The organism is Hyphobacterium sp. CCMP332 (genome assembly GCF_014323565.1).
Taxonomy (GTDB): domain Bacteria; phylum Pseudomonadota; class Alphaproteobacteria; order Caulobacterales; family Maricaulaceae; genus Hyphobacterium.
In genome coordinates this window covers 2,024,041-2,047,525 of sequence record NZ_CP058669.1, presented here as the reverse complement: position 1 = coordinate 2,047,525, position 23,485 = coordinate 2,024,041, and the positions used below count along the sequence as shown (strand labels likewise).

The 23,485-nt window shown below is 57.7% G+C and carries 14 protein-coding genes; 9 read left to right on the top strand and 5 right to left on the bottom strand.

What is annotated here, in order from left to right; genetic code table 11:
* Positions 1 to 195: 195 nt before the first annotated feature.
* Genes HXX25_RS10265 through HXX25_RS10255 form a run of 3 tightly spaced genes read left to right on the top strand, consistent with a single transcriptional unit; the run spans position 196 to position 4,935 of the window.
* Entirely contained in the window at positions 196 to 1,179 is a 984-nt protein-coding gene (locus HXX25_RS10265) for a glycoside hydrolase family 16 protein (protein WP_187165829.1), read from the top strand.
* A 37-nt stretch (positions 1,180 to 1,216) separates the two neighbouring features.
* Complete coding sequence (locus HXX25_RS10260; protein ID WP_187165828.1) at positions 1,217 to 2,668, top strand: MFS transporter; 1,452 nt, start codon at positions 1,217 to 1,219, stop codon at positions 2,666 to 2,668.
* A 53-nt stretch (positions 2,669 to 2,721) separates the two neighbouring features.
* A complete protein-coding gene (locus HXX25_RS10255) occupies positions 2,722 to 4,935 on the top strand; it encodes a glycoside hydrolase family 3 N-terminal domain-containing protein (RefSeq protein WP_187165827.1) in 2,214 nt (737 codons plus the stop codon).
* Positions 4,936 to 4,960: 25 nt separating this feature from the next.
* Here HXX25_RS10255 and HXX25_RS10250 read toward each other — a convergent pair whose 3' ends face one another.
* Positions 4,961 to 5,899 (bottom strand): sulfite exporter TauE/SafE family protein, encoded by a 939-nt coding sequence (locus HXX25_RS10250; RefSeq protein ID WP_187165826.1) that lies wholly within the window; start codon positions 5,897 to 5,899, stop codon positions 4,961 to 4,963.
* A gap of 297 nt (positions 5,900 to 6,196) precedes the next feature.
* On the opposite strand from HXX25_RS10250, the gene HXX25_RS10245 reads away from it, so the two are divergent.
* A complete protein-coding gene (locus HXX25_RS10245; RefSeq protein ID WP_187165825.1) occupies positions 6,197 to 7,243 on the top strand; it encodes a LacI family DNA-binding transcriptional regulator in 1,047 nt (348 codons plus the stop codon).
* Positions 7,244 to 7,258: 15 nt separating this feature from the next.
* Here the strand turns inward: HXX25_RS10245 and HXX25_RS10240 are convergent, their stop codons facing one another.
* Genes HXX25_RS10240 through HXX25_RS10225 form a run of 4 tightly spaced genes read right to left on the bottom strand, consistent with a single transcriptional unit; the run spans position 7,259 to position 13,283 of the window.
* On the bottom strand, positions 7,259 to 8,767 hold the full coding sequence (locus HXX25_RS10240) for a tryptophan halogenase family protein (protein WP_187165824.1): 1,509 nt from the start codon (positions 8,765 to 8,767) through the stop codon (positions 7,259 to 7,261).
* Positions 8,768 to 8,785: 18 nt separating this feature from the next.
* A complete protein-coding gene (locus HXX25_RS10235; RefSeq protein ID WP_187165823.1) occupies positions 8,786 to 10,309 on the bottom strand; it encodes a tryptophan halogenase family protein in 1,524 nt (507 codons plus the stop codon).
* Positions 10,302 to 11,729, bottom strand: coding sequence for a tryptophan 7-halogenase (locus HXX25_RS10230; RefSeq protein ID WP_187165822.1), 1,428 nt, complete (start codon positions 11,727 to 11,729; stop codon positions 10,302 to 10,304). Before HXX25_RS10230 ends, HXX25_RS10235 begins: the two co-directional genes overlap by 8 nt.
* Positions 11,730 to 11,753: 24 nt before the next feature.
* Complete coding sequence (locus HXX25_RS10225) at positions 11,754 to 13,283, bottom strand: tryptophan halogenase family protein (RefSeq protein WP_255466940.1); 1,530 nt, start codon at positions 13,281 to 13,283, stop codon at positions 11,754 to 11,756.
* Between the two features lie 178 nt (positions 13,284 to 13,461).
* Here HXX25_RS10225 and HXX25_RS10220 point away from each other — a divergent pair, with 178 nt between their 5' ends.
* The 5 genes from HXX25_RS10220 (at position 13,462) to pgl (ending at position 23,469) form a co-directional block, all read left to right on the top strand.
* Positions 13,462 to 16,638: a TonB-dependent receptor gene (locus tag HXX25_RS10220; protein ID WP_187165821.1), complete on the top strand. Its 3,177-nt coding sequence runs from the start codon at positions 13,462 to 13,464 to the stop codon at positions 16,636 to 16,638.
* 258 nt (positions 16,639 to 16,896) lie between these two features.
* Complete coding sequence (locus HXX25_RS10215; RefSeq protein ID WP_187165820.1) at positions 16,897 to 19,500, top strand: glycoside hydrolase family 3 protein; 2,604 nt, start codon at positions 16,897 to 16,899, stop codon at positions 19,498 to 19,500.
* Positions 19,501 to 19,635: 135 nt separating this feature from the next.
* Positions 19,636 to 21,282, top strand: a complete 1,647-nt coding sequence (locus tag HXX25_RS10210; protein ID WP_187165819.1) for a sodium/sugar symporter — start codon at positions 19,636 to 19,638, stop codon at positions 21,280 to 21,282.
* Positions 21,282 to 22,757 carry a glucose-6-phosphate dehydrogenase gene (gene zwf, locus HXX25_RS10205; protein WP_187165818.1) on the top strand — a complete coding sequence of 492 codons (1,476 nt, stop codon included), beginning with the start codon at positions 21,282 to 21,284 and terminating at the stop codon, positions 22,755 to 22,757. Before HXX25_RS10210 ends, zwf begins: the two co-directional genes overlap by 1 nt.
* A complete protein-coding gene (pgl, locus tag HXX25_RS10200; RefSeq protein ID WP_187165817.1) occupies positions 22,741 to 23,469 on the top strand; it encodes a 6-phosphogluconolactonase in 729 nt (242 codons plus the stop codon). The genes zwf and pgl overlap by 17 nt, the downstream gene beginning before the upstream one ends.
* The last annotated feature ends 16 nt before the right edge of the window (positions 23,470 to 23,485 follow it).

The following is a 23,485-nucleotide window of genomic DNA, read 5'->3' as shown; positions in this document are numbered from 1 at the left end:
GCACCGAAAACGGGCAACATTTTGGGGAGAACAGGCATTGCCAAACCTAGGTTGGCATCGCGAGAACTTGGCTGCACGAATTTTGTCGGCAGCGCGGATGTTCTATTTCCCGGAAAACAACAGGCCGTGTTTCTCTCCGTCATGGGCGCTTTGCGTGCCAGGCGAGAATGCGCGCGAATCCAACAGGGGACATTCATGATGCGACGTCTGGCATTGGCAATTGCTGCAGGATTGGTTTCATCCTCGATGGTTTGGGCTGATTGCGACGGATCGGCTGGCATCAGCGAGTCCGACAATGGCTGGCGGCTTGTCTGGTCCGACGAATTCGAAGATGAGCAGATCGATACAGACCGCTGGACCCGTGAAGTCGATTGCTGGGGTGGCGGCAATGAAGAGCGGCAATGCTACACGGCGTCGGAGACCAACGCCCGGCTCGACGAAGGCTGTCTCGTCATCGAGGCCCATCTGGAAGAAACGACGGGGCCGGCCTGGCCCGCGCGCCTGATGGACGAGGTCACGCCCGAGCAGCGCGTCGAAACGACATCCCAGCCCTTTTCGTCCGCTCGCCTGAACACAAGCGGCAAGGGCGACTGGCGTTACGGCCGGATTGAAGTCCGGGCTCTTCTGCCGGAAGGTCAGGGAACCTGGCCGGCGATCTGGATGCTGCCGACGGATGACGTTTATGGTGGCTGGGCGTTATCGGGCGAGATTGACATACTCGAGGCCGTCAATCTGGGTGCTGAGTGCGAGGACTGTGACGGTGCAGTCGAGAACCGCATGTTCGGAACGCTGCACTTTGGCGGAGCCTGGCCGCAGAACCGCTATGAAAACCGTCGTACGACATTACCGACCGGTCCTGATGGCGAACAGGTTTTCCATGTGTTCGCGATCGAGTGGACCGAGGGCCGGGTCGAATGGTTTCTGGATGGCGAGAGCTATGGCTATCTGACGCCGGAGAACTGGAACACCGACTCCCCTCTTGCTGAAGGCAACCCCAACGCACCCTTTGATCAGCGTTTCCATCTTATCCTGAATCTGGCGATCGGGGGGCACCTCGCCGAAAGCCATACCGCTGGCGGTGTCGACTATGAAGGCTATCCGCGCCAGTTTCTTATCGATTGGGTGCGGGTCTATGACTGTCCCGAAGATACCGAGACGGCGCGCTCCTGCGCCAGTTGACCGACGCCATTCGAGCGCCGTCAGATAGGATTTTTCCATGAGCGAAGCTGTAACCGAGACACGACCGGAAGATCGTATTTCCTTTCTCCACAGGCTGGCATACGGCTCGGGCGCCTTCGCCAATAATCTGCTGGCCAACGGAATCGTGGCGATGGTGGTGTTGCTGAACGAAAATCTGGGCGTCAGCCTTGTCATGCTCGGTTTGATTACAAGCCTCCCGCGCCTGTTTGATGCGGTTACAGACCCGATCATCGGCTATATGTCCGACAATTTTAAATCCAGATGGGGTCGCCGCCGACCGTTTATTTTCGTTGGCGCGATTCTTGTCGCCGTGTGTTTCTTCTTTCTATGGCAATTCCCGGATGGTCAGAGCCCGACCTTCTATGCGTGGTATTATCTGATCGGTTCGCTGATCTTCTTTCTTGCCTACACGATTTTCGCAACGCCCTGGGTGGCACTCGGTTACGAGCTGACACCCGATTATGACCAGCGCACGCTGCTGATGGGCACCCAGAATTTCATTGGCCAGATCGGCTTCATACCGTCCTTCTTCATGCTCGCGATTGCCAAGCAATTTCCAGATGCAATTGATGGCGCACGCTGGGTCGCCGGCGGCGTCGCCATTCTTGTCATCATCACGGGCATAATTCCGGCCATCTTCCTGCGCGAGCGCCTGGCGACTGTCGCCCTGCAGGAAAAAAAAGCACATCGTGGCGGCAAGACAGGTTTCCTGTCCGAAATCGGCGCATTCTTCAAAAGCATGGGTCAGACGCTGACATTCGTACCCTTCCTGAAACTCTGCCTGGTGACCTTCCTCGTTTTCAACGGGTTTATCCTGATCTCCTCATACAGTTACTGGGTGCTTGCCTATTACGTGTATTCCGGTGACACGGCGGCCGGCGCAGCGATGGCCGGCCTGCTCGGAACGACCGGGATTGTGGCGACTTTCTTTATTGTCGCCTTCGTGACCTACCTGGCGAAGCGGATCGGTCAGCGGAAGACTTTCATCATTGCCATCGCGCTGGCCATGGTCGGATACGCGTTGAAAACATTCGCCTACAGCCCTGAAAACCCCTGGTGGATTCTGGTGCCGGCGCCGTTGATGGCTTTTGGTCTTGGTTCGCTGTTTACACTGATGCCGGCGATGATGGCCGACATCGTCGATCAGGACGAGTTGCGCACCGGTGAGCGCCGGGAGGGCATGTTCGCCTCCATGTACTGGTGGGTCGTCAAGCTGGGGCAGACGGTGGCCATCATGGCCGGTGCCTGGCTTTTGGCCACGACCGGGCTTGACGCCAGCCTCGGCGGCGAACAGAGCGACGCAACGTTCTTCCTGATGCGGGTCTACGATATCGGCGTTCCGATCCTGCTCTATACCCTCGCCCTCGGATTGATCATGACGATCAATGTCTCGAAAGAAAAATCGCAGGCGGTGAGGCAACAGCTTGAAGAACGACGTCAGGCGGAAGTGAACGCACCGGCCGAATAAGTCAGCTAACAGATGTGTGGCGAGTTCTCGCCAAGAGTCATGGGAATGCCGTCATGAACAGTGCACGGGAAGAAAGTACAATCGTCAGCCGGCAGGATGTGGAGGATCGCATCCGGGCCCTGCTGGACGGGATGTCGCTGGAAGAAAAGGTCGGTCAGCTGAACCTGGTTCAGTGCACGGGCCCGCATGTCGTCGAGGACCTCGCACCAGACATCCGCGCCGGGCGTATCGGTTCCATCCTCAATGTCGAGGATCGCGACGCCATCAATGCACTGCAATATATTGCCGTGAATGAAAGTCGGCATGGCATCCCGCTACTGATCGGGCGCGATGTCATCCACGGCTATCATACCATTGCGCCTCTCCCGCTGGGTCAGGCGGCGAGTTTCAATCCGGCTGTTGTTCGCGATTGCGCGCGCGTCGCCGCGCAGGAAGCCAGCGCTTTCGGAATCAACTGGACCTTTGCCCCGATGATCGACATTGCGCGGGATCCACGCTGGGGCCGTATTGCCGAGAGCTTTGGCGAGGACCCCTTTCTGACAGGCCAGCTGGGCACGGCCATGATCCATGGTTTCCAGATCAGTGAGGATAACGGTGCCGACACGCTCATCGCCTGTGCAAAGCATTTCGCCGGATATGGTGCGTCCGAAGCGGGTCGCGATTACAATACGACAAACGTGCCCCTGAACGAGTTGCGCAACGTCTATCTGCCTCCATTCCAGGCCGCTCGAGCCGCCGGCGTGGGCACATTCATGACGTCCTTCAGCGACATTGACGGCATTCCCGCCACGGCCAGCGATTTCCTGCTCAAGACCGTACTCAGAGAGGAATGGGGTTTTGAGGGGGCGGTGGTCAGCGACTGGGACGCCATCCATCAACTCTGCGTTCATGGCCTTTGCGAGAATGATGTCGAGGCGACCCATCTCTCTGCTGATGCGGGTGTCGATATCGACATGGTCAGCGCGGCCTACCAGCAGCATATGCCCGAGCTGATCGCCAATGGACGGATGTCCATCGCGCGGCTCGACGAGCTGGCGGGAAATGTGCTGCGCACCAAAATTCTCGGTGGACTGATGGATCGCGATGTGACTTCGCCGCCCGACGAACCGCCCCGTATGGCGGCTCTGACGAAAGTCCGCGAGGCAGCCGAGCAGAGCCTGGTGCTGTTGCGTAACGAGCAGAACATATTGCCACTGAATGCGGCTCATATTGAACGTCTGGCGGTGATTGGGCCGCTTGCAGATGAGCCGGTCGAGCAATTGGGGACGTGGATTTTTGACGGAGATGCAGCGCGCAGCGTCACGCCGCTTTCTGCCCTGAAATCCATGCTCGACGGCGATGTCGCGGTTGATTATGTGCGGGCGCTGGAAACCAGCCGCAGCCGTGACAGAGGCGGGTTTGATGATGCGTTGAACGCCGCCGGTGCGGCGGATGCTGTCGTCCTCTTCCTTGGTGAGGAGTCGATCTTGTCCGGCGAGGCCCATTGCCGCGCCGATATCACCCTGCCCGGGGTTCAGGCCGATCTTGTGCGCCGGCTGCGCACGACGGGCAAGCCGCTCATTGGTGTCATCCTTGCCGGTCGCCCGTTGGCTATGGGCGATATCATCGAACACTTCGATGCGCTCATCTATGCCTGGCATCCGGGAAGCATGGGCGGGCCGGCGATCGCCGACACGCTGTTCGGCCGATGCGTGCCGTCCGGCAAGTTGCCGGTGAGCTTCCCGACCATGTCCGGCCAGGTGCCGATCTATTACGGTCACAAGCAGACCGGTCGACCAGCCACTCCCGAAACGGTGATCCATATTGACGATATTCCGGCGGGCGCAGAACAGACATCGCTTGGCATGACCGCCTTTCATCTGGACGCTGGCTATCAACCGCTCTTCCCGTTCGGTTTCGGGCTCAGCTACACGACATTCCACTACAGTGACCTGTCGATCAACCATCATGACATCCCGATGGGTGGCAGCGTTGTCGTCGAGGCCTCAGTCACCAATTCCGGCGACCGGTCCGGGACCGAGATCGTTCAGCTTTATATCCGCGATCGTTTCGGAAGCCTGACGCGGCCGGTGCGGGAGCTGAAGGGCTTCAAGCGGGTCCATCTCGAGCCGGGAGAAACCCGCAAGGTGTCGTTCAGGCTGCACACAGATGATCTGGCCTTTTACGGGCGTAACGGGCAGTTCGCGGCCGAACCGGGTGCGTTTGATGTCTGGGTTTCCGCCTCAAGCGTAGGTGGATTGCACGCCGTATTCTCGATTTCCGGATAGCCCGGGGGCATCGGCGGTACGCGCTTCAGGATGAAATGGCGATCAGGACAATACTGGACGCAACGATCCATGCAGCGGCGCCAAGTTTCAGTCGAAACGCCCCCAGTGCGTGTGCAAGCCTGCGGGCCAGAAAACCGCCCAGCATTACGCCGGGGGCGGCAAAAAACAGAATCTCGAAGATCAGGTTGCCGGTCGCCAGATGATAGGGTGTTCCGCCGAGCACGGTGATCGCCGACACGATCACGGCCGATGCGACACACACGTCCAGCGGGAAACGCCGCAAAAACAGATAGAGCGCCATAAGCTCGCCGACGCCAACGGAAAACAGGGCGGTTGCCGCGCCGCCAAGACTGCCAATCAAGGCCAGGGCAATCATGTCAGCCGGGATGAAATGCGAGCGCTCACCCTGCGCCTGGCGCGCGATCAGTATCTGCAGGAAGAGCGCCAGACCCAAAGTGATGGAGAACAGCTTGAACAACAGGAAGGCCAGCCGTGGATCGGGCTGGATTACGTATTGCGTGATCCACAGGGATATCAGGCTGAGCGGTGCTACAATCAGCACGGCCTGACCCAATAGACGCAAACGGGTCTGCGGGACCGCGTTCCCGGTTCGATCGCGAAAATGGTTGAGCCAAGTCACGGCGCCCGTCGACATGCCAAAACACTGGATCGCGAAACTCACGCCCACCGTTTGAGCGGGAGACACCTCCATCACGCCTGTTTCGCGGAGAAATGAAAAAGCCGGCACGAATACCACACCGCCACCGACGCCGGTAGAATTGGCAATCAACGCTCCCAACAAGCCAACCAATGCAAAGGGGGAGAAATCCAGCAGTGCAGTGGATGTGACCGCGGCATGGACGACCAGTCCATAGGACAGACCCAGAAAAGCTATGAGTGCGCCCAGCAATATACGAAAGCGCAGCCTCGATTTCTGTTCTGGCGCATTCTGCTGGGTGGCCATGAATTATCTCGCTGAAGGGAAGGACGCCAGACGATCTGCTGACCTAGCGGTCTTTCCGAGCCTGTCAAATGAAAGCGCTGTGTTCTGCTGCGGAGCAGGGCTGTTTTCGAGATCGTTCAAGCAGGATGCTGCGACATTTGACGCCTTCCGAACCGTTTTCAGATCATCCGGCGGACAGAAATTTGATGTTACGGCTAACATTCTGGTTGAGGCGCTGTCCAAAGGAGGGGTAAAACAATACAAAAAATGTGATTAATCGACTCGAGCCACGGCAAGCGCAGCTATTCTGAAATCGGCATGAACAAAAGACAAAAGATCACGATCCAGGACGTTGCGGAAATGGCGGCAGTCTCGCCGATGACGGTGTCACGCGTTCTGAACAATAACGGTGCGGTCAAAGAGGCAACGCGCCAACGCGTTCAGCAGGCCATGCGATCTTTGAATTACCGGCCAAACCTCATGGCTCGCAGCCTGGCCGGACGTTCAGGCCTGTTCATTGGCCTGATCTACCGCAACCCATCCTATGGCTATCTCAGCGAGTTTCTGCTTGGCGCGTTGAGTGCCTGTCGCCGACTGGGGCACAATCTCATTGTCGAGGAACCGATGCTTGACCGGAAAATGGTTGACCTCGAGATCATCGAGCGGCGTTTTCTGGACACGAGCATTCAGGCCCTGATCGTTGTACCGCCGCTGTCGGATGATCCGGAGCTCATTGATGTGCTCGAACGATTGAAGATGCCGTATGTCTGCGTGAGCCCGAGATTGAACAATTATGCAGGTGCCAGCGTTGGCATGAATGAAATCGACGCGGCACGCGAAATGACCGAATATCTGCTGGACCTGGGTCATGAGCGTATCGGATTTATCAAGGGGCCGCCCGATCACCGTGCCAGTGAGCTTCGCTTGACGGGCTACAAGCAAGCGCTTGAAGCCCGGGGCCGCCCATTCGATGCGCGCGTGATCAGCGAGGGAGATTTCACCTATGTTTCGGGGATGCGTCTCACGCGAAAGCTTCTCGATGCCGGGTCTTCACCCACCGCAATATTTGCCAGCAATGATGACATGGCCATCGGTGCGATAACCGCGGTTCATCAGGCAGGATTGCGGGTGCCCGAAGACGTTTCCATCGTCGGTTTTGACGATGCCGCAGCGGCGTCGTCGACCTGGCCGCCCCTGACCACGATCCGCCAGCCCATCCGGGAGATGGCCAGCTCCGCAATCGAAATACTCGAGCGCGTCGTGAACGACACCAATTCTGGCGGTTCGGTGCCGCCTGAAAAACTCAGACTGCCCTACAAGCTGGTGGTTCGCCAATCTACTGCGCCACCCGCGAAAACGGATTAGACGCCCGCGAACAGCCTAGTTGGCCTGAGCCTGTTTTTTCAGATATTGCTCGTGATCCTCGAATTGCTCGAGGCATTTCTGCATGGCGCGACGGATCTCCGCCATGCGCTGGTCGAGCATCTGGTCGGACAAATGATTGATGACCGGGTGATAGCGTTCGGGCCTGAGATTCTGCCCTTCAAAGACCGCAAACCAGCTATGCTCGCCGAACAATTCATTGTCGTGCCGATAGAGCCGGCCATTCTCCATATAGATGTCGATGCGCTGTTGCAGCGTATCGGGGAGCTTCATCGTGCGGACATAATTCCAGAAGGGTGAATCGTCCCGCTGTGTCGCGCAATAGTGTAGAATGAGGAAGTCGCGCACCTGTTTGAATTCGGCAAGCGTGCGCTCATTGTAATAATCGATATCCTTCTCGCTGAAATGCTTGTCCGGAAAATTTGTCATCAGGCGTGCAATTGCAGTTTGAATCAGGTGGATCGAGGTTGATTCCAGCGGTTCTAGAAAGCCCGAGGCCAGCCCCATGGAAACGACATTCTTGTTCCACGGTTTTTTACGGATTCCTGTCTTGAAACGCAGGAAACGCGGCTCTGCGATGGGCGCGCCATCCAGCCCCGAGCTCAGTTTCGCATAGGCCTCGTCATCGCTGATATACTCGCTGCAATAGACATGACCATTGCCCAGCCGGTTCTGTAGCGGAATGCGCCATTGCCAGCCGGATTCATGCGCTGTCGCGCGCGTGTAGGGTGTGAGCGGGCCTGCCAGCTCGCACCCCTGTGCGACGGCGCGGTCAACAGGTAGGTAGTTTGACCAGTCATCATAACCCGACTTCAGCGTCTGCTCGATCAACAGGCCGCGGAATCCCGTACAATCAATAAAAAGGTCGGCGGCAATCTCTTCGCCCGATTCCAGCTTTACGGATTCGATAAACCCATCTTCCGATCGCTGTCTGACGTCGGTCACCTTGCCTTCGATGCGTTGAACGCCGCGCGATTCCGCGACGTCGCGCATATACTTTCCATACAGGCTGGCATCGAATTGATAGGCGTATTCTATGGATGCCAGCGGCGAGGAGCGGGCATTCGGCTGCGGGTGAGCGAATTTGTTGAGTTTGTGGGCGAGCACCTGAAGATTGTAATCATCGATGGGTGGCGCGCCCGGCTTGCGGATATGACGAAGCCAGAAATGGTGGAAATGGATGCCATCCATACTCACGCCATACGGGCTGAAGGGGTGGAAGTAGCGATCTCCGACCTGACCCCAGTTCACGAATTCAATGCCCAGCTTGAAGGTGGCATTCGTCCGCCGCAGATATTCTTTTTCATCGAGGCCAACCAGCTGATTGAAATAGCGGATGTGCGGGATGGTGGCTTCGCCGACGCCGACTGTCCCGATTTCATCGGATTCAATCAGGCGGATACGAATGCCCGGATCCCGCAGGAGAATCGACAGGCCGGCCGCCGCCATCCAGCCCGCTGTGCCTCCGCCAACGATCGCAATTTCCCTGATGTTCATATCTGACATCTGTTTCGCCCCATTATTCTAGAATTTTTCGGTCGCCCACGCATAACTCTCAAGGAAGTTACGGTGTGATTTCATCTGGGTGACGGCATTGTTCATGGCGGACCTCATCGACTGCAGACTATGCGCTATACTTGCCGGATCGATTGCGCCCACGATCGGGTCGATCGACCTGGGGACAATGTTCTGACCCAGAAGCACGGCCACCCAGTTCGGCTTGGCAAACAACTCGTCCTCATACCGGAAGACCCGACCCGCCTCCCTGAAGAGCTCAATCCGGTTGTCCAGAGAATCCGGTATGTCCATCGTCCGCGTGTAATTCCAGAATTCGCTGTCGTCCCGCTCCGTTGCCTTGTAGTGCAGGATGATGAAATCTCGAACCTGTTCGAATTTCTTGACCAGTTGCCGATTGTATTCGTCGCGGACCACGTCTGGCATGTCGGCGGTCGGATAAAGGGCAATGAATTTGCTGATGCCTTCCTGGATCAGGAAGAGCGAGGTCGATTCCAGGGGCTCCAGAAAACCCGCCGACAATCCGATCGACACACAGTTCTTGTTCCAGGGTTGTGCGCGATGCCCGGTGCGGAACCGGATCTTTCTCGGCTCACCTATCGCCGGGCCGTCCAGATCTTCCAGGAGACTGTCTATGGCCTCGTCGTCACTCAACAGGCTGCTGGAGTAGATATGCCCGTTTCCGGTGCGGTGTTGCGTCGGGATGCGCCATTGCCAACCGGCCGACTTTGCCGTGGAGATGGTGTAGGGCAGGATTTCGCTGCCCCGATCGCAGGCAACCGCCTGTGCGGTGTCACAAGGCAGCCAGTGCGACCAGTCCGTGAAAGGAACATCAAGGGTTTTGTCGATCAACAGGCCCCGAAACCCTGTACAGTCGAAAAACAGGTCACCGGCTATGGTCGATCCGTTTTCCAGAACGATCTCTGAGATATCGCCGGTCTCCGCATCCTGCCGGACCTCCGTCACGATCCCCTCGACCCGCCGCACGCCGCGGTGCTCGGCATAATTGCGAAGAAAGCCCGCATAGGCCGTTGCGTCGAAATGGTAGGCATACCGGAGTCGGGAAAGGACCGAACGCGGATTCGGGTCGGGCAGGGCGAACCTGCCGTCCTTGGCCGCCGCCGCGTTCAGACTGAATTCCTCAATATCGCTGGAGGGGTTGGTGACTTGATGGCGCAGCCAGAACTGATGGAAATCAATTGCATTCATGTCCGCACCATGCGGACCGAAGGGGTGGAAATAGTCCTCACCAACGCGACCCCAGTTCACAAACTTGATGCCGAGTTTGAAGGTGCCGTTGGTGGCCTTGAGAAACTCTGTTTCGGAGATTCCCAAAAGCGCATTGAAGTTGATGATATCGGGTATCGTGGCCTCGCCGACACCAATTGTTCCGATCGCCTCTGACTCGATAAGAGAAATCCTGACGCTTCCGGCCGGCAACAGGCTGGACAGGGCCGCAGCCGTCATCCACCCGGCAGCGCCTCCGCCAACAATAACGATCTGCCTGATGGGAACGGCCGCGGAGTTAGACATTGTCTTGCCTCGAGAGGAATTGCTTGAGACGATCTATATAGGCGCCATGAGGCGGCATTTTCGAAACGAGCTGCTGAATGGATTGTCGGACCTCGGTCAATGCGCTTTCGCTTTCTGCTCTGGGCACCCGATCGACCTGGCGGTCATATATTCGCGGGCGCCGCCCCATGCCCAGGTGCAGGATGGTCCAGTCCTCATCGTTAAACGGCTCGAGATCATAGCTCGCCAGCTTCCCGCGATTTTCGAACTGGTCAATCTTCCGCCTGAGCTTGTCATCCGAATTCCCGGATGCCGCCGCCTGCCAATAGGGCGTGTCAGGCCTGTCGTCGCAATCCATCAGGGCAGAATGGAATAACCCGATATGTTCATAATCCTCATGAAACCGTCGATTGAATTCCCGCCTTTCGATGGTCATATCGCTTGAGACAGGAATCAGTTCCAGCAAGCGATCAATGTCGCGCCTGAGCATCATGACCGGAGCGGGCGTCAGGGGCTCGATCACGCTGGCCGCGTGCCCGATGGCGATACAATTTCCAACCCAGGCCCTGTCCAGTAACCCGATGTCGATGCAATCGCCCGCCTGTTCGCCGCCGCTATCAGCGGCTTCGACCTGAATGACACTCCGCGCCTTCTGCAAATGAGCCGTGCTGGTCCAACCGTTCAGCTGCGAGCAGACGTCCCGAAGCGGAGGGCCGGTCTCGGCTTCGCGCGTGATGCTGCCGTTTATCCTTACTGTCCGGTGCGACCGGAAGCGTCCGCCAGCGGCCCCTATGACGTCCCGTCCCGTCCCGGCGGCATCTATGACTAGATCAACTTCGAGATCTTCTCCATTTTCCAGCTTCAGACCGGTCAGTGTATCGCCATCGGTTGTGACGGATCTGATCGGTGAGGATTTTCTGATGACGCGACTTGCCAGAACCTTCTGTTCGAGTAGCGCCGCCCACTCGCGCACATCGAACTGGTAGCCATACTCGGCGCGCGACAAGATGATGGCAGGGTCCTTTGGCGGGTGGGCGAAGCGACCCGCAATCGCGGCCCGGGCAGATATCAGGAGCGGTTCGAGCGACGTGTTCGAGCGGGCGACGAAATGGCGAAAAGGTATGCCGCGCAGAGTTTGAAAGGGTGTGTGATGACATTGCATCCAGCTTCTATTCAGCCAGTTGCTGAAATGGGTGCCGAAGGAAAAGCTCGTTGCACTTTTCAAAAAGAGCGTCGGCTCGTTGAGTCCAAGATCGAGCAGGAAATTGTAGCTGTCCGGATCTGATGTATTCCCGTAGGCAATGTCGTGCTGCGGGGGCATTGAATCGCATAGCTGAAAGATTTTCCAGTCCGCGCCCAGTCCTGCGACGAGCCGTGTCGCGACCATGTTACCGGCCAGACCTCCGCCGCATACGGCAATGTTTTTTGTTAAAGACCGCATGGGTTTCCTTCGGTGCTTCCGGTCTCAGGTCAGCGAAGCGCTGAGCGGCCTTGAATCGGATGTGGCGCCATACCGGGTCAGAAACTCGCTTTGCGTGGGCGTGTTTCTGACGGCCGCCTCGGTTTCTAGGCGGACCCTTTCCATCTCCCGTACCAGGTCCCCATCAGCATAGCGGTCGACCCTCGGATCGTAACCTTCCGGGAGCAGGTTCTGTCCCAACATGACCGCAATCCAGCTAGGGGGAAGGAAAACGCCGAACTCATATTTGAGCAGATAGCCTCTGGAGGACCAGGCTGCGATTTTTTCCTGAAGGCTCTGCGGCAGCTCCATGGACCGGAAAAAGCGCCACATTTCGCTGTCATCGCGCTGGGTCGCCACGTAATGCAAAAGAAGAAAATCCCTGACCCGTTCGAAGTTCAATGCCATGTGCGTGTTGTATTCGGCAATGTCGAGCGGATTGATTTCCGTTGTCGGGAACAACTCCACCAGAGCCGTAATACCCTCCTGGATCAGATGAATGGACGTTGATTCAAGCGGCTCGAGAAACCCTGCCGACAGACCAATGGCCACCACATTCCTGTTCCAGAATTTATTGCGGCGGCCTGTCTTGAAGAATAATTGCTTCGGTTCGGCGAGGGCAGGGCCCTCCAGAGACGTCATCAGCTGGTGTGCGGCTTCATCGTCCGAAACGAATTCATTCCAGTAAACATGCCCATTGCCGGTGCGATGCTGCAGTGGAATTCTCCATTGCCATCCGGCGGTTCGCGCCGTCGCCCGGGTATAGGGCAGCAGCTCGCCGCGAGATTCGCAGGGAACGGCGATGGCCCGGTTGCAGGGCAGCCATTGGCTCCAGTCATCATAACCTGTTTGAAGCGCCTGCTCGATCAGAAGCCCGCGAAAACCGGAACAGTCGACAAAGAGATCGGCCTCGATGCGCGCGCCCGATTCCAGTGTGACGGATCTGACGTTGCCGGTCTCGCCATCAAGCTCGACATCGATAACCCGCCCTTCAATCCGCTTTGTACCGTTCAGCTCGCTATGGTTTCTCAGAAAGCGCGCATACAGGCTAGCGTCAAACTGGTACGCGTATCCGAAATTTGAACCGATGCGGGTTATGTCTTCATCCGGGATCCGGAAGCGGCCTTTTTCTGCCGCCAGAACCGGATAGGAATAATCACTCAGGCGCGGTGCGCGGCCGCTTTGATTCAGCCGCAACCAGAACTGATGAAAATCGAGTTCATCAATTGGTTGTCCATATTCACCGAATGGATGGATGTAGTGGTCGCCACGCCGACCCCAGTCGCAAAACTGGATGCCGAGTTTGAACGTGGCTTCGGTCGATTTCATGAATTCGGGCTCGTTAATGCCCAGTGTCTGATTGAAATATCGGATATGTGGCAAGGTTGCCTCGCCTACCCCGATCGTTCCGATTTCATCGGATTCTATCAGCGTTATTTCCAAGTCCAGATTATTGAATTTATTAGATAACGCTGCAGCGCTCATCCATCCGGCAGTGCCGCCACCGAGAATGCAAACTTTGGAAATTGATGTCACATCCGTTCCCCGAAAAACTCAAATCACTGTGGCCATACGGATCATCTATTGCAAAGTGTTTAGCATTTATGGTAGCGCTATCAAATTAGACAGTGCCCGCCGGTCGTGTTGATTCAGCAAGCAGTCAAATCTGCAGACACGATCACCAAAGGGAATGCTAGCGTAGGGGAGAAAGCTAGTGAGTGATCCAAAGACGGCTGACCGTTGGCAGCCAACCAAATTCGCGCTTCTTGCAACAACCGCATTGGTAACGGCTTTCGGCGCGTTTCCCGCGATGGCTCAGGATGTGGATACAACAGATGAAGGAGCCGAAGAGGCGCAGGACGTTATTGTCGTCCGCGGCGTCCGGGGGGCTCTCCTGAATGCGCGGAATATCCGGCGCAATTCGGACACTCTGGTAGATTCCATCGCTTCATCCGATGTCTCGGAACTGCCAGACCTTTCGGTTGCCGAGGCGCTGTCGCGGGTTCCGGGTGTGGTGACCCAGCGGTTCGAACTTGGTGGCAGTGACGGCGACTTCCCGTCTCCAGAAGGTTCGGGCAACATCATTCGCGGGCTTCAATACGTGCGTTCAGAATTCAATGGCCGGGATTCATTCAGTGCCAATGGCGGACGTGCTCTGGAATGGGCCAGTATCCCGCCCGAGCTGATCGGCGCCGTCGAGGTTTACAAGAACGCGACGGCCAGCCAGATCGAGGGTGGTATCTCCGGTCTCGTGAACCTGCGCACCCTGCTGCCTTTTGATCGCGATGGCCTGATTGCTGTGGCCTCCGTCGAGCAGACTTACACCGATATTGCCGATGTATTCAGCCCGGGATATAGTGCTGTTCTTGGCAACACTTGGGATACGGGCAGTGGTGAGTTCGGTCTGCTGGCCTCGTATTCGACGTCCAATCTCCGGTCCAGCATTCACGGTTTCCAGTATGGCCAGCTGATGGCTATCGCGAATCCGGATGTCCCGGGCACCACCATGGCGCTTCCGGGCGGCTGGCAGGCGCGCGACGCCGATGTCGATCGCGAGCGTGACAGTTACTATCTTGCCAGCCAGTGGCGTTCGCCGGGCGGGAATGTGGAATTCTCGTTCACGGCTGTTCGGGTCGAAAACGAGATCACGAATGACGAGCGCACACTCGAATTCTTCACCGATGCAGAATCCTGGGCCAACTGGACCATTCTTGACGGGCCCGGTTCGCGCAGCTTTGTTCCGTTCTCATCGCCGGGTCTCCCGCGCTGTAACGGTAACGGAGAAGCCGCCAATGGCGGTATCGGAATCTGCGAACAGCTGATCCCGGTCAATGGCGGGCTGATGGAGTCGGGCGTTGTCTCGAACAATCTGCGCGACTGGCTGGGTCAGACCGGCAATCTCCAGACGCCGCTTCAGTCGCTGGCCGTTTCGCAAACCGAAACGTCCATGACGCAGGATTTTGCGGCCAATCTGCAATGGCGCGTCAGCGATCGTCTGTTTGTCGAGCTTGATGCTCATTACACGGAAGCAGAGGCGCAGCTTCAGCGACTTTGGTCGGGTGGCAACCACTTTGCTGACTATCGCTACAATTTCTCGGATATCGAAAACCCGCAGATTGAACTCTTCATGTCGGACCAGGTTCAGCTGGCCACTTGGGGCGGTACATTCCGCGGGGCGGATCCGGGCATCCTTGGTGACCTCGGTGATCCTCGGTATGCCTTCATGCTGTATGCGGCTGACGAATTCCAGGACAATACAGGCAATCTCTTCTCGACACGTGCGGATGCGCGCTACGAGTTGGGCGGAGATGGCTGGTTTGAGTCGGTTGATTTTGGTGCACGCTTCTCCGAGCGCGAGCAAAACAATCGCAGTGCGGGGTTGAACTGGGGTGCCATTGCACCGCCATGGGATGGCAATGGCTATCTGCCGTATGCCAACCGTGCTGACCAGAACTCGTATGACATCTTTGACTTCCGCGATTTCCAGGGCGGTGGCGTTTTCCTCGGCAACAATACGTCGGTCGTGTATCCGAGCCGCGCGCAGATGCGCGATTACGATGCCTTCGTGAATTCACTTGCGGCTGAGCCGCTGATGAATTCCGGTCCGAATGCCGACGGCAATCTGCAGATCGGCGATTGGGTGCCGCTTCGTCAGAATGGCACGATCGACTATGCGGGCCGGGGCGTTGATGGCAACGTTCGGGAAGTGACCTATAACTTCTACTCGCAGGCCAATTTCACGCATGATCTGGCCAGCGGTCAGTCCGTGTCGGGTAATGTCGGTCTGCGTTACGTGAATTCGGAAACCACGGGCGGTGGTATTCTCGGCTTCGTCGAGTTCGCGCCTGACGATCCGGCGAACCCAAGGCAAGAGCGGGACTTCCTTCCGGAAACGGCGGCCTATCTCGATCAGGCAAACCAGCCGAATTCGATTTCGAATTCGTACAGCTACCTTTTGCCGTCCTTCAATATGCGTTGGGACCTCAATGACGAGTGGCTGATCCGTATCGGCGCCAGCCGTGCGATCACACCGGCGAATATTTCCAACCTGAACTCGACGCAAAGCCGTCAGGCCGAGTTGGGCTTCGTCGTTGACGCGACGGCAACGCCGCCGGTGATTCAGGATATTGTGCTGGGCGGGATCAATGTATTCGGCGGCAATCCGAACCTGGAGCCGATCGAAGCAACAAACCTTGACGTTGCGGTCGAATTCTACTTTGGCACGGACGGATTGTTTACCGCATCCGCCTTCTACAAGGATCTCAGCAACATCATCGTCTATGGCGAAGAGGTGGTCGATACCATTACTCTGGATGGTTACACGGTTCCGGTGACCTATTTTGGTAATACCAACCGGAATGATGGCACCGTCGAAGGTATCGAGTTTGCCTACCAGCAATTCTTCACCGAATGGCCGGGTCAACTCGGAAATCTGGGTGTCCAGGCGAACCTGACGATCCTGTCGTCATCGGCGACGGCTCTGCCGCCGGTGCCGGATGCGGATGGTGATGGCGTTGAGGGCTTCCTGACGGTTTATCGCTGGAATGTGGCCGATCTTCTGGGGCTGTCGGATTATTCCTACAATCTGATCGGTATCTATCAGAGCGATACTATCGAGGCTCGTATCGCCTATAACTGGCGCTCTGAATACATCAGTTCCTATCGGGATTTCATTACGGGTAATCCGATCATTCAGGATGATATCGGTTTCCTCGATGCGTCTATCCGGTGGGATATTACTGATAGTGTAACCGTCCGGGCCCAGTTGGCCAATATTCTGGATACCCAGGCGGTGGCCTATCAGCAGATAGATGCGCGGGGCCAGCGATTTGGCCGGTCGGTGTTCGAAAATGACCGCCGGTTCGAATTCGGCCTGCGTTACGCATTCTAGTAGCTGGTGGTACATTTACGGCTTGGTATGGCTGGAGATAGAGGGCGGGCTGGTCAGCCCGCCCCTTTTTCTCCCCTCAAGACCGGGCCTTTTTATCTTGAAGCCGGTTTCGGAGGCTCCGAAAGTTCCGTTTATGGTCGCGGCTGAATGATCCCGATTCTGGCAGGTTCACCGGGCCGGTGTGGTCGGATTCAAGGTGATGCTGCCGTTTTCCGTCCTTTCCAAATTGCTGAAGGCAAGCCGAATGTGGAGGCTTCAATGACAGCCGAAAAAACCAGATTTCCCCAGTTCTTCCTGACGACATCCATTGCTGCACTCTTGCTGGCGGGCTGTCAGCCGGCGGCCGAAATGAATGCCGAGCCGGCGGATTCCGAAGTGTTGTCAGACCAAACCCAGCCCTTGGACTCGGCGATTACCGTCTCTAACGATATTGGCGGCCGCGTTGTCATTGATCCTGCGAACTGGCCGGAAGGGCAGTCCGGTGTGGAGCGGGACGCGCAGGTCGAAGCCTTTGTTGCCGACATCCTGTCCCGAATGACCGTCGAGGAGAAAGTCGGCCAGGTTATCCAGGCCGACATTTCAGAAGTGACACCAGAGCTGGCAGCGCAATACCATCTCGGGTCCGTTCTGAACGGCGGCAATTCCGGCCCGGGTGACGACAACTTTGCGCCGCCCGAAGCCTGGCTGGCGCTGGCCGACGCGTATTACAATGCGTCGACGGATACATCCGACGGTGGTGCCGGTATTCCGATTATCTGGGGAACGGATGCTGTTCATGGCCACTCCAATATTGTCGGGGCGACCTTGTTTCCGCATAATATCGGTCTGGGTGCGGCCAACAATCCGGATCTGATCCGGCGGATCGGCCGCGTCACCGCGTTGGAAGTGCGAGCGACCGGTCAGGAATGGACCTTCGCTCCGACGCTGGCGGTCGTACAGAATGACACCTGGGGCCGGACCTATGAAGGATATTCCGAACACCCGGAGATTGTCGCGCGCCTGAGCGGCCCCATGGTCGAGGGATTGCAGGGCACTGCCGGTTCCGAAGACTTTCTGGGTGCAGGTTATGTCGTGGCAACGGCCAAGCACTGGGTTGGCGATGGTGGCACCGACCGCGGTATCGATCAGGGCGATAACCGCGCCAGTGAAGCTGACATGCGCGATATACATGCGGCGGGTTATCCGCCGGCCATAACGGCCGGTGTGCAAACGGTCATGGCGTCCTTTAATTCGTGGCACGGTATCAAGATGCATGGCAATGGCGCCATGTTGACGGATGTGCTCGTTGATCGGCTGGGATTTGACGGATTTGTCATTGGCGACTGGGAAGGCCACGGCCAGATTGCCGGGTGTGAGAATGAAAACTGTCCCCAGGCGCTGATCGCCGGTGTCGACATGTATATGGCATCGGGCAGCTGGCGGGGGTTGTATGAAAACCTGCTGGACCAGGTACAAGATGGCACCATACCCATGGAGCGTTTGGATGAGGCGGTCACGCGTATCCTTCGCGTCAAGGCGCGCGCCGGACTGTTCGACGGCGTTGCGCCGTCGGAACGCCCGCATGCCGGGAATTTCGACTTGATCGGCAGCGAGGAACACCGCGCCGTTGCGCGCGAGGCCGTCCGCAGTTCGCTTGTGCTGCTGCGGAATGATTCCGGCGTCCTCCCGCTCGACCCGACCACCAACATACTGCTGGCGGGCGATGGTGCCGATAATATCCGGATGCAGGCGGGTGGATGGACCATCAACTGGCAGGGTGACGGACATACCAATGAGGACTTCCCCGGTGGCCAGTCGATTTTTGACGGTTTCGAAGCGGCGTTCTCCGAAGCCGGCGGCACCGTGACGCTCAGCGAGGATGGCAGCTACACGACCCCACCGGATGTCGCTGTCGTTGTCTTCGGTGAAGAGCCTTACGCCGAATTCGTTGGCGACCAGGAGTTTGTGGATTTCGCCAACGAGGACGGACTTGAACTGCTGCGGCGATTCCGGGCCGACGGAATTCCGACCGTTGCCATTTTCATGTCCGGTCGCCCGCTGTGGATGAATCGCGAACTCAACGCCTCCGATGCCTTTGTGGCGGCTTGGCTGCCGGGTTCGGAAGGAGCCGGCATTGCCGATGTCCTTGTGGGCAATGCCGATGGTTCGCCGCGACATGATTTCACCGGTCGGCTTTCATATTCCTGGCCTCGCCGCGCCGATCAGACCGTGCTGAACCCGTGGGACGAGAATTACGATCCGCTTTTCGCCTTCGGTTATGGCCTCAGCTACGCCGAGCCGGGTGAACCACTCGGGGTGCTGAACGAGGAAAGCGGTATTGCCGATATTGAGGGCCCGGACGCCTTAACCCTGCTGGAAAACGGGCGCGCGTCGGGTGGCTTCACACTGGCACTTGTGAGCGAGGGACAGACAGTTACCGTCAGCGGCCCCGACGCCGCCACCGCGGATGGTGCGATCAGCGTCACGCTGGATGAGCGCGATGTGCAGGATGATACGCGCCGCATCATCTGGTCGGGAGACGCAATTTTGCGCCTTGAAGGCGGCATGGACGTTCTTTCCCGCGATCAGCTGGTGCACATTTCCTATCAGGTTACCGATAGCGGCAGCGGTGCAGTCAGCCTGGCCATGGGTTGCGGCGAGAGCTGCGAAGGCGGCCTCGATGTCACGGCCGGCATCCGCTGGGCGGAAGGCAAGGGCTGGATGACTGCAAGCCTGCCGCTTCATTGTTTCGTTGAGGCCGGTGCCGATCTCGCAGCCATTGATGCGCCCTTGATTATTGCCGGTCGGAATGGTCTCGACCTGTGGATCGATGACGTTTCGATCGGCGGCCAAGCCAACGAAACAATGGGCTGTGAGCTCTGAGCGATGGCTGCGTTGGTGCCTTTTCATATGCGTCCCGCTTTTCAATCAGGGAATGCGGTCAGAATGCTTTAGGCCAAGGATGGGCAGAGGCGGGTTTCCGACCCGTCAGGATCCGTCCGGCCACTAGGAGGAATTATGACTCTGGAACCAATTGATCTAGCAATTGTGTTTGGCTATGCGCTGGCACTTATTGCGATTGCGCTTTTTGTCAGCCGCGAAAAAGCGGGTCACGCCAAGAATTCAACGGATTATTTTCTCGCCGGCAAAGCCTTGCCATGGTGGGCTGTTGGTGCCTCTCTGATCGCCGCGAATATCTCTGCCGAACAGATTATCGGTCAATCGGGTCAAGGCTATGTCGTGGGTCTCGCGATCGCTGCCTATGAATTGCAGGCGGCCATCGTCCTTCTCATCGTCGCCAAGTATTTCCTGCCCATCTTTCTCGAGCGGAATATCTACACGATGCCGCAATTTCTCGACCAGCGGTTTGGCGGCGGGGTCAAGTCGGTGATGGCGGTCTTCTGGATCGCCCTTTACACGGCGGTGAATCTGACCAGCGTGCTGTGGCTCGGTGGCCTCGCTATCAATGCCGTATCCGGCCTCGGCGTCTGGCCTGCCATGGCGGCATTGGCGGCGTTTGCGGTCGTTTATTCGATCTATGGCGGGCTGAAAGCCGTGGCGCTTACCGACATCATCCAGGTCATCGTGCTGATTGCAGGCGGTATACTGATCACCTGGATATCCCTGTCACTTGTTGGCGAGGGCGCCGGCCCTGTGTCCGGATTCGCGACGCTGATGAACGAGATACCTGATCATTTCAACATGATCCTGAATCCGGAACATCCCAGCTATTCCAACCTCCCCGGCATCTGGACCTTGCTGGGAGGCTTGTGGGTGTTGCACTTCTCCTACTGGGGGTTCAATCAGTACATCATCCAGCGCGCACTAGGTTCCAAGAGCCTCTCCGAAGCCCGAAAAGGTCTTGCCTTCGCGGCTTCGCTGAAACTGCTGATCCCGGTGATTGTCGTCGTGCCCGGCATTGCCGCGCTGTACCTCGCGCAGAACGGTCTCATTGATCAGTCGGCGCTGGATGCGCGTCCGGACAGTACATACGGCGTGCTGATGACACTGGTTCCGACGGGTATTCGCGGGCTGGTATTCGCCGCGTTGATCGCTGCGATCGTGTCCTCGCTGGCATCGATGATGAATTCGATATCGACCATTTTCACAATGGACCTCTACCGGTCAATTCGTTCGGATAAGCCGGAGCATCATTATGTTACGGTTGGCCGTATCACGGCGTTCTCGGCGATGGCGATCGCACTGATGCTTGCTCAACCATTCCTCGGCGGCATGGAGAGCGCGTTCCAGACTATCCAAGAGTATACCGGATTTATCGCGCCGGGAATTGTGGCTGTCTTCCTCCTGGGGTTCTTCTGGAAGCGAACGAACACCAGCGGGGCCTTTGCCTTGCTGATCAGTTCCGTGGTGCTGTCATTCCTGTTCTGGCTTATGGCCAATCCGGCCGCTATGGGCGGTGCCGGCGCGGGGCTGCTGACCATGCTGGGTCTGGAGGCGCTTGATCTGCCCTTCGTGATCCGGATCTGGATCGTGTTCATGGCCTGTGTGGTCATTGGTGTTGGCGTGTCGCTGATCACGGCGAAGCCGGCCGAGCACCGACCCGTCGAACTGGGCGGCATCCGTTTCGCCACCGAGCCGGTGTTCAACCTCGCGAGCCTTGCGATCATCGCCGTGCTCATCGCGATCTATGGAGTGTTCTGGTAGTGGCCGCTCTCGTACCAGTCGAACCTTTTGACCTCGCCATATTCGGCGCGACCGGAGATTTGGCGCTGGGCAAGCTGTTGCCGTCACTGTTTCACCGTTGGTGCGACGGCCAGATCCCGGCGAATTCGCGAATTATTGCCGTCGCGCGAGACGAGCTCGACGATGCGGCGTTCCGACAGCTCGTTCGAAAGCGTTATCTTGAAGGGTATGAGCGGGATCTGGATGAAGATTCGACCTGGCACGCCTTTGCCGAAAGGCTCGTCTATGTGCCGCTCAATGCGACGGACCGCGATAGTGACTGGAGCTTGCTGAAGGCGGCATTTGGCGACAGCAGCCGTTTACGGCTCTTCTACCTCGCGCTGCCCCCCAGCCTCTATGCGCCGGCTTCGGAAAATCTCGCCCATCACGGACTGAACAGTCCCGGGTCACGCATTGTGCTCGAGAAACCCATTGGCTCCAATTTTCATACGGCCCGGGAAATCAACCAGCGTGTGGGAGAGGTCTTCGGCGAAGATTCAATTTTCCGGATTGATCATTATCTCGGCAAGGAATCTGTCCAGAACCTTCTGATCCTGCGGTTCGGAAACTGGTTGTTTGAACCGATCTGGAACGCGACCGGAATCGATCATGTCCAGATCACGGTTGCTGAATCTGTCGGAGCTGGCAAGCGGGCGGCATATTACGACACGGCAGGCGCGCTGCGGGACATGGTCCAGAATCATTTGCTCCAGCTGATGTGCCTGGTCGCCATGGAGCCGCCGTCAGATCTTGAGGCCGATACGGTTCGTACAGAAAAACTCAAAGTGCTTCAGGCGCTTCGGCCAATCCGTGCGGACGATATTTCCGGAAAAGCTGTGCGTGCCCGCTATGCGTCAGGCGCCATCAAGGGCGAAGCCGTTCCCGGTTATGAAGCCGAATTGGGGCAGTCGAGCGATACCGAAACATTTGTAGCGATCAAGGCGGAAATCGACAACTGGCGCTGGGCCGGTGTGCCATTCTACCTTCGAACCGGAAAACGGATGTCCCACCGATATTCGGAAATCGTGATTCAATTCAAACCAGTACCGCATGATGTCGTGAAGGCAGACAGCGGAAAAATTCGCCCCAACCGCCTGATTATCCGGCTGCAGCCGGATGAGGCGGTGCGGCTGATGCTGATGACCAAGGACCCCGGTCCGGGTGGTGTGCGGGTGCGTTATGTCCCGCTTAATCTCAGCTATGCCGAAACCTTCGAGAAGAATTACCCGGATGCCTATGAGCGGCTGCTAATGGCGGTCATACGCGGCAATCTGGGTCTGTTCATGCGGCGCGACGAGGTCGAGGCCGCCTGGCGTTGGACTGACCAGATCCTGCAATCCTGGACGGATTCGCAAAGCCCCGTACTCACCTACCCAGCCGGCACGGATGGTCCCGCCGAGTCCGCGCTATTGCTGGCAAAAGACAACCGGGAGTGGTTCGATGAAAGCCGTACTTGAGTTGATGACAAACTATCAGGAATTTGCCTCGATGGATGATCTGACAGTGGCGCTGTCGGATCAGATCGCCCGAACGCTTGCGGCCGCGATCGAAGCCCGCGGGAAGGCGGTGCTGGCCGTTTCCGGCGGCTCGACCCCGGAGCCGGTTTATCGGCAACTTTCCTTTGCGCCGATAAACTGGTCGAAGGTGACGATTGTCCTGGTGGATGACCGATGGGTCGATCCGGGGCTTGCAGGGTCCAACGAAACTTTCGTGCGCAATTGCCTGTTGCAGGACCTGGCGGCCAAGGCCCGATTTGTGGGGCTGAAGACGCCGCATGGAACGCCTGCGGAGGCAGTTGACGCCGTCAATGAACGTCTGGCCATATTGTCCAGACCGTTTGATGCCGTTGTGCTGGGCATGGGAAATGACGGACACACGGCCAGCTGGTTCCCGGAAGCTGAGGGGCTGGAGGCGGCCTTGAATGATGACACACTCATGGCTGCGGCTGTCACTGCGGAACGCTCCGATATCACGGGGCCGTTTGTTGAGCGCATGACACTGACGCGGTCGGCTTTACGGGGGGCACGGTTTACGGCGCTCTTGCTCAAAGGTACGGATAAGCGTTCCAGCTGGGCGCGGGTGATTGGGCCCGGTCCGATTGAAGAAATGCCGGTCCGGGCGTTGTTGAATGACCCGGCCATCGACCTTAGCATCTGCTGGGCACCTTGAATTACGGGAGCAATAG

Excerpts from the sequence above, each read along its gene's own strand:
- HXX25_RS10210 (WP_187165819.1), top strand. The coding sequence starts at position 19,636 with ATGACTCTGGAACCAATTGATCTAGCAATTGTGTTTGGCTATGCGCTG.
- HXX25_RS10260 (WP_187165828.1), top strand. The coding sequence starts at position 1,217 with ATGAGCGAAGCTGTAACCGAGACACGACCGGAAGATCGTATTTCCTTT.
- pgl (WP_187165817.1), top strand. The coding sequence starts at position 22,741 with ATGAAAGCCGTACTTGAGTTGATGACAAACTATCAGGAATTTGCCTCG.
- HXX25_RS10250 (WP_187165826.1), bottom strand. The coding sequence starts at position 5,899 with ATGGCCACCCAGCAGAATGCGCCAGAACAGAAATCGAGGCTGCGCTTT.
- HXX25_RS10240 (WP_187165824.1), bottom strand. The coding sequence starts at position 8,767 with ATGTCAGATATGAACATCAGGGAAATTGCGATCGTTGGCGGAGGCACA.
- HXX25_RS10215 (WP_187165820.1), top strand. The coding sequence starts at position 16,897 with ATGACAGCCGAAAAAACCAGATTTCCCCAGTTCTTCCTGACGACATCC.
- HXX25_RS10235 (WP_187165823.1), bottom strand. The coding sequence starts at position 10,309 with ATGTCTAACTCCGCGGCCGTTCCCATCAGGCAGATCGTTATTGTTGGC.
- HXX25_RS10245 (WP_187165825.1), top strand. The coding sequence starts at position 6,197 with ATGAACAAAAGACAAAAGATCACGATCCAGGACGTTGCGGAAATGGCG.
- HXX25_RS10255 (WP_187165827.1), top strand. The coding sequence starts at position 2,722 with ATGAACAGTGCACGGGAAGAAAGTACAATCGTCAGCCGGCAGGATGTG.
- HXX25_RS10230 (WP_187165822.1), bottom strand. The coding sequence starts at position 11,729 with ATGCGGTCTTTAACAAAAAACATTGCCGTATGCGGCGGAGGTCTGGCC.
- HXX25_RS10265 (WP_187165829.1), top strand. The coding sequence starts at position 196 with ATGATGCGACGTCTGGCATTGGCAATTGCTGCAGGATTGGTTTCATCC.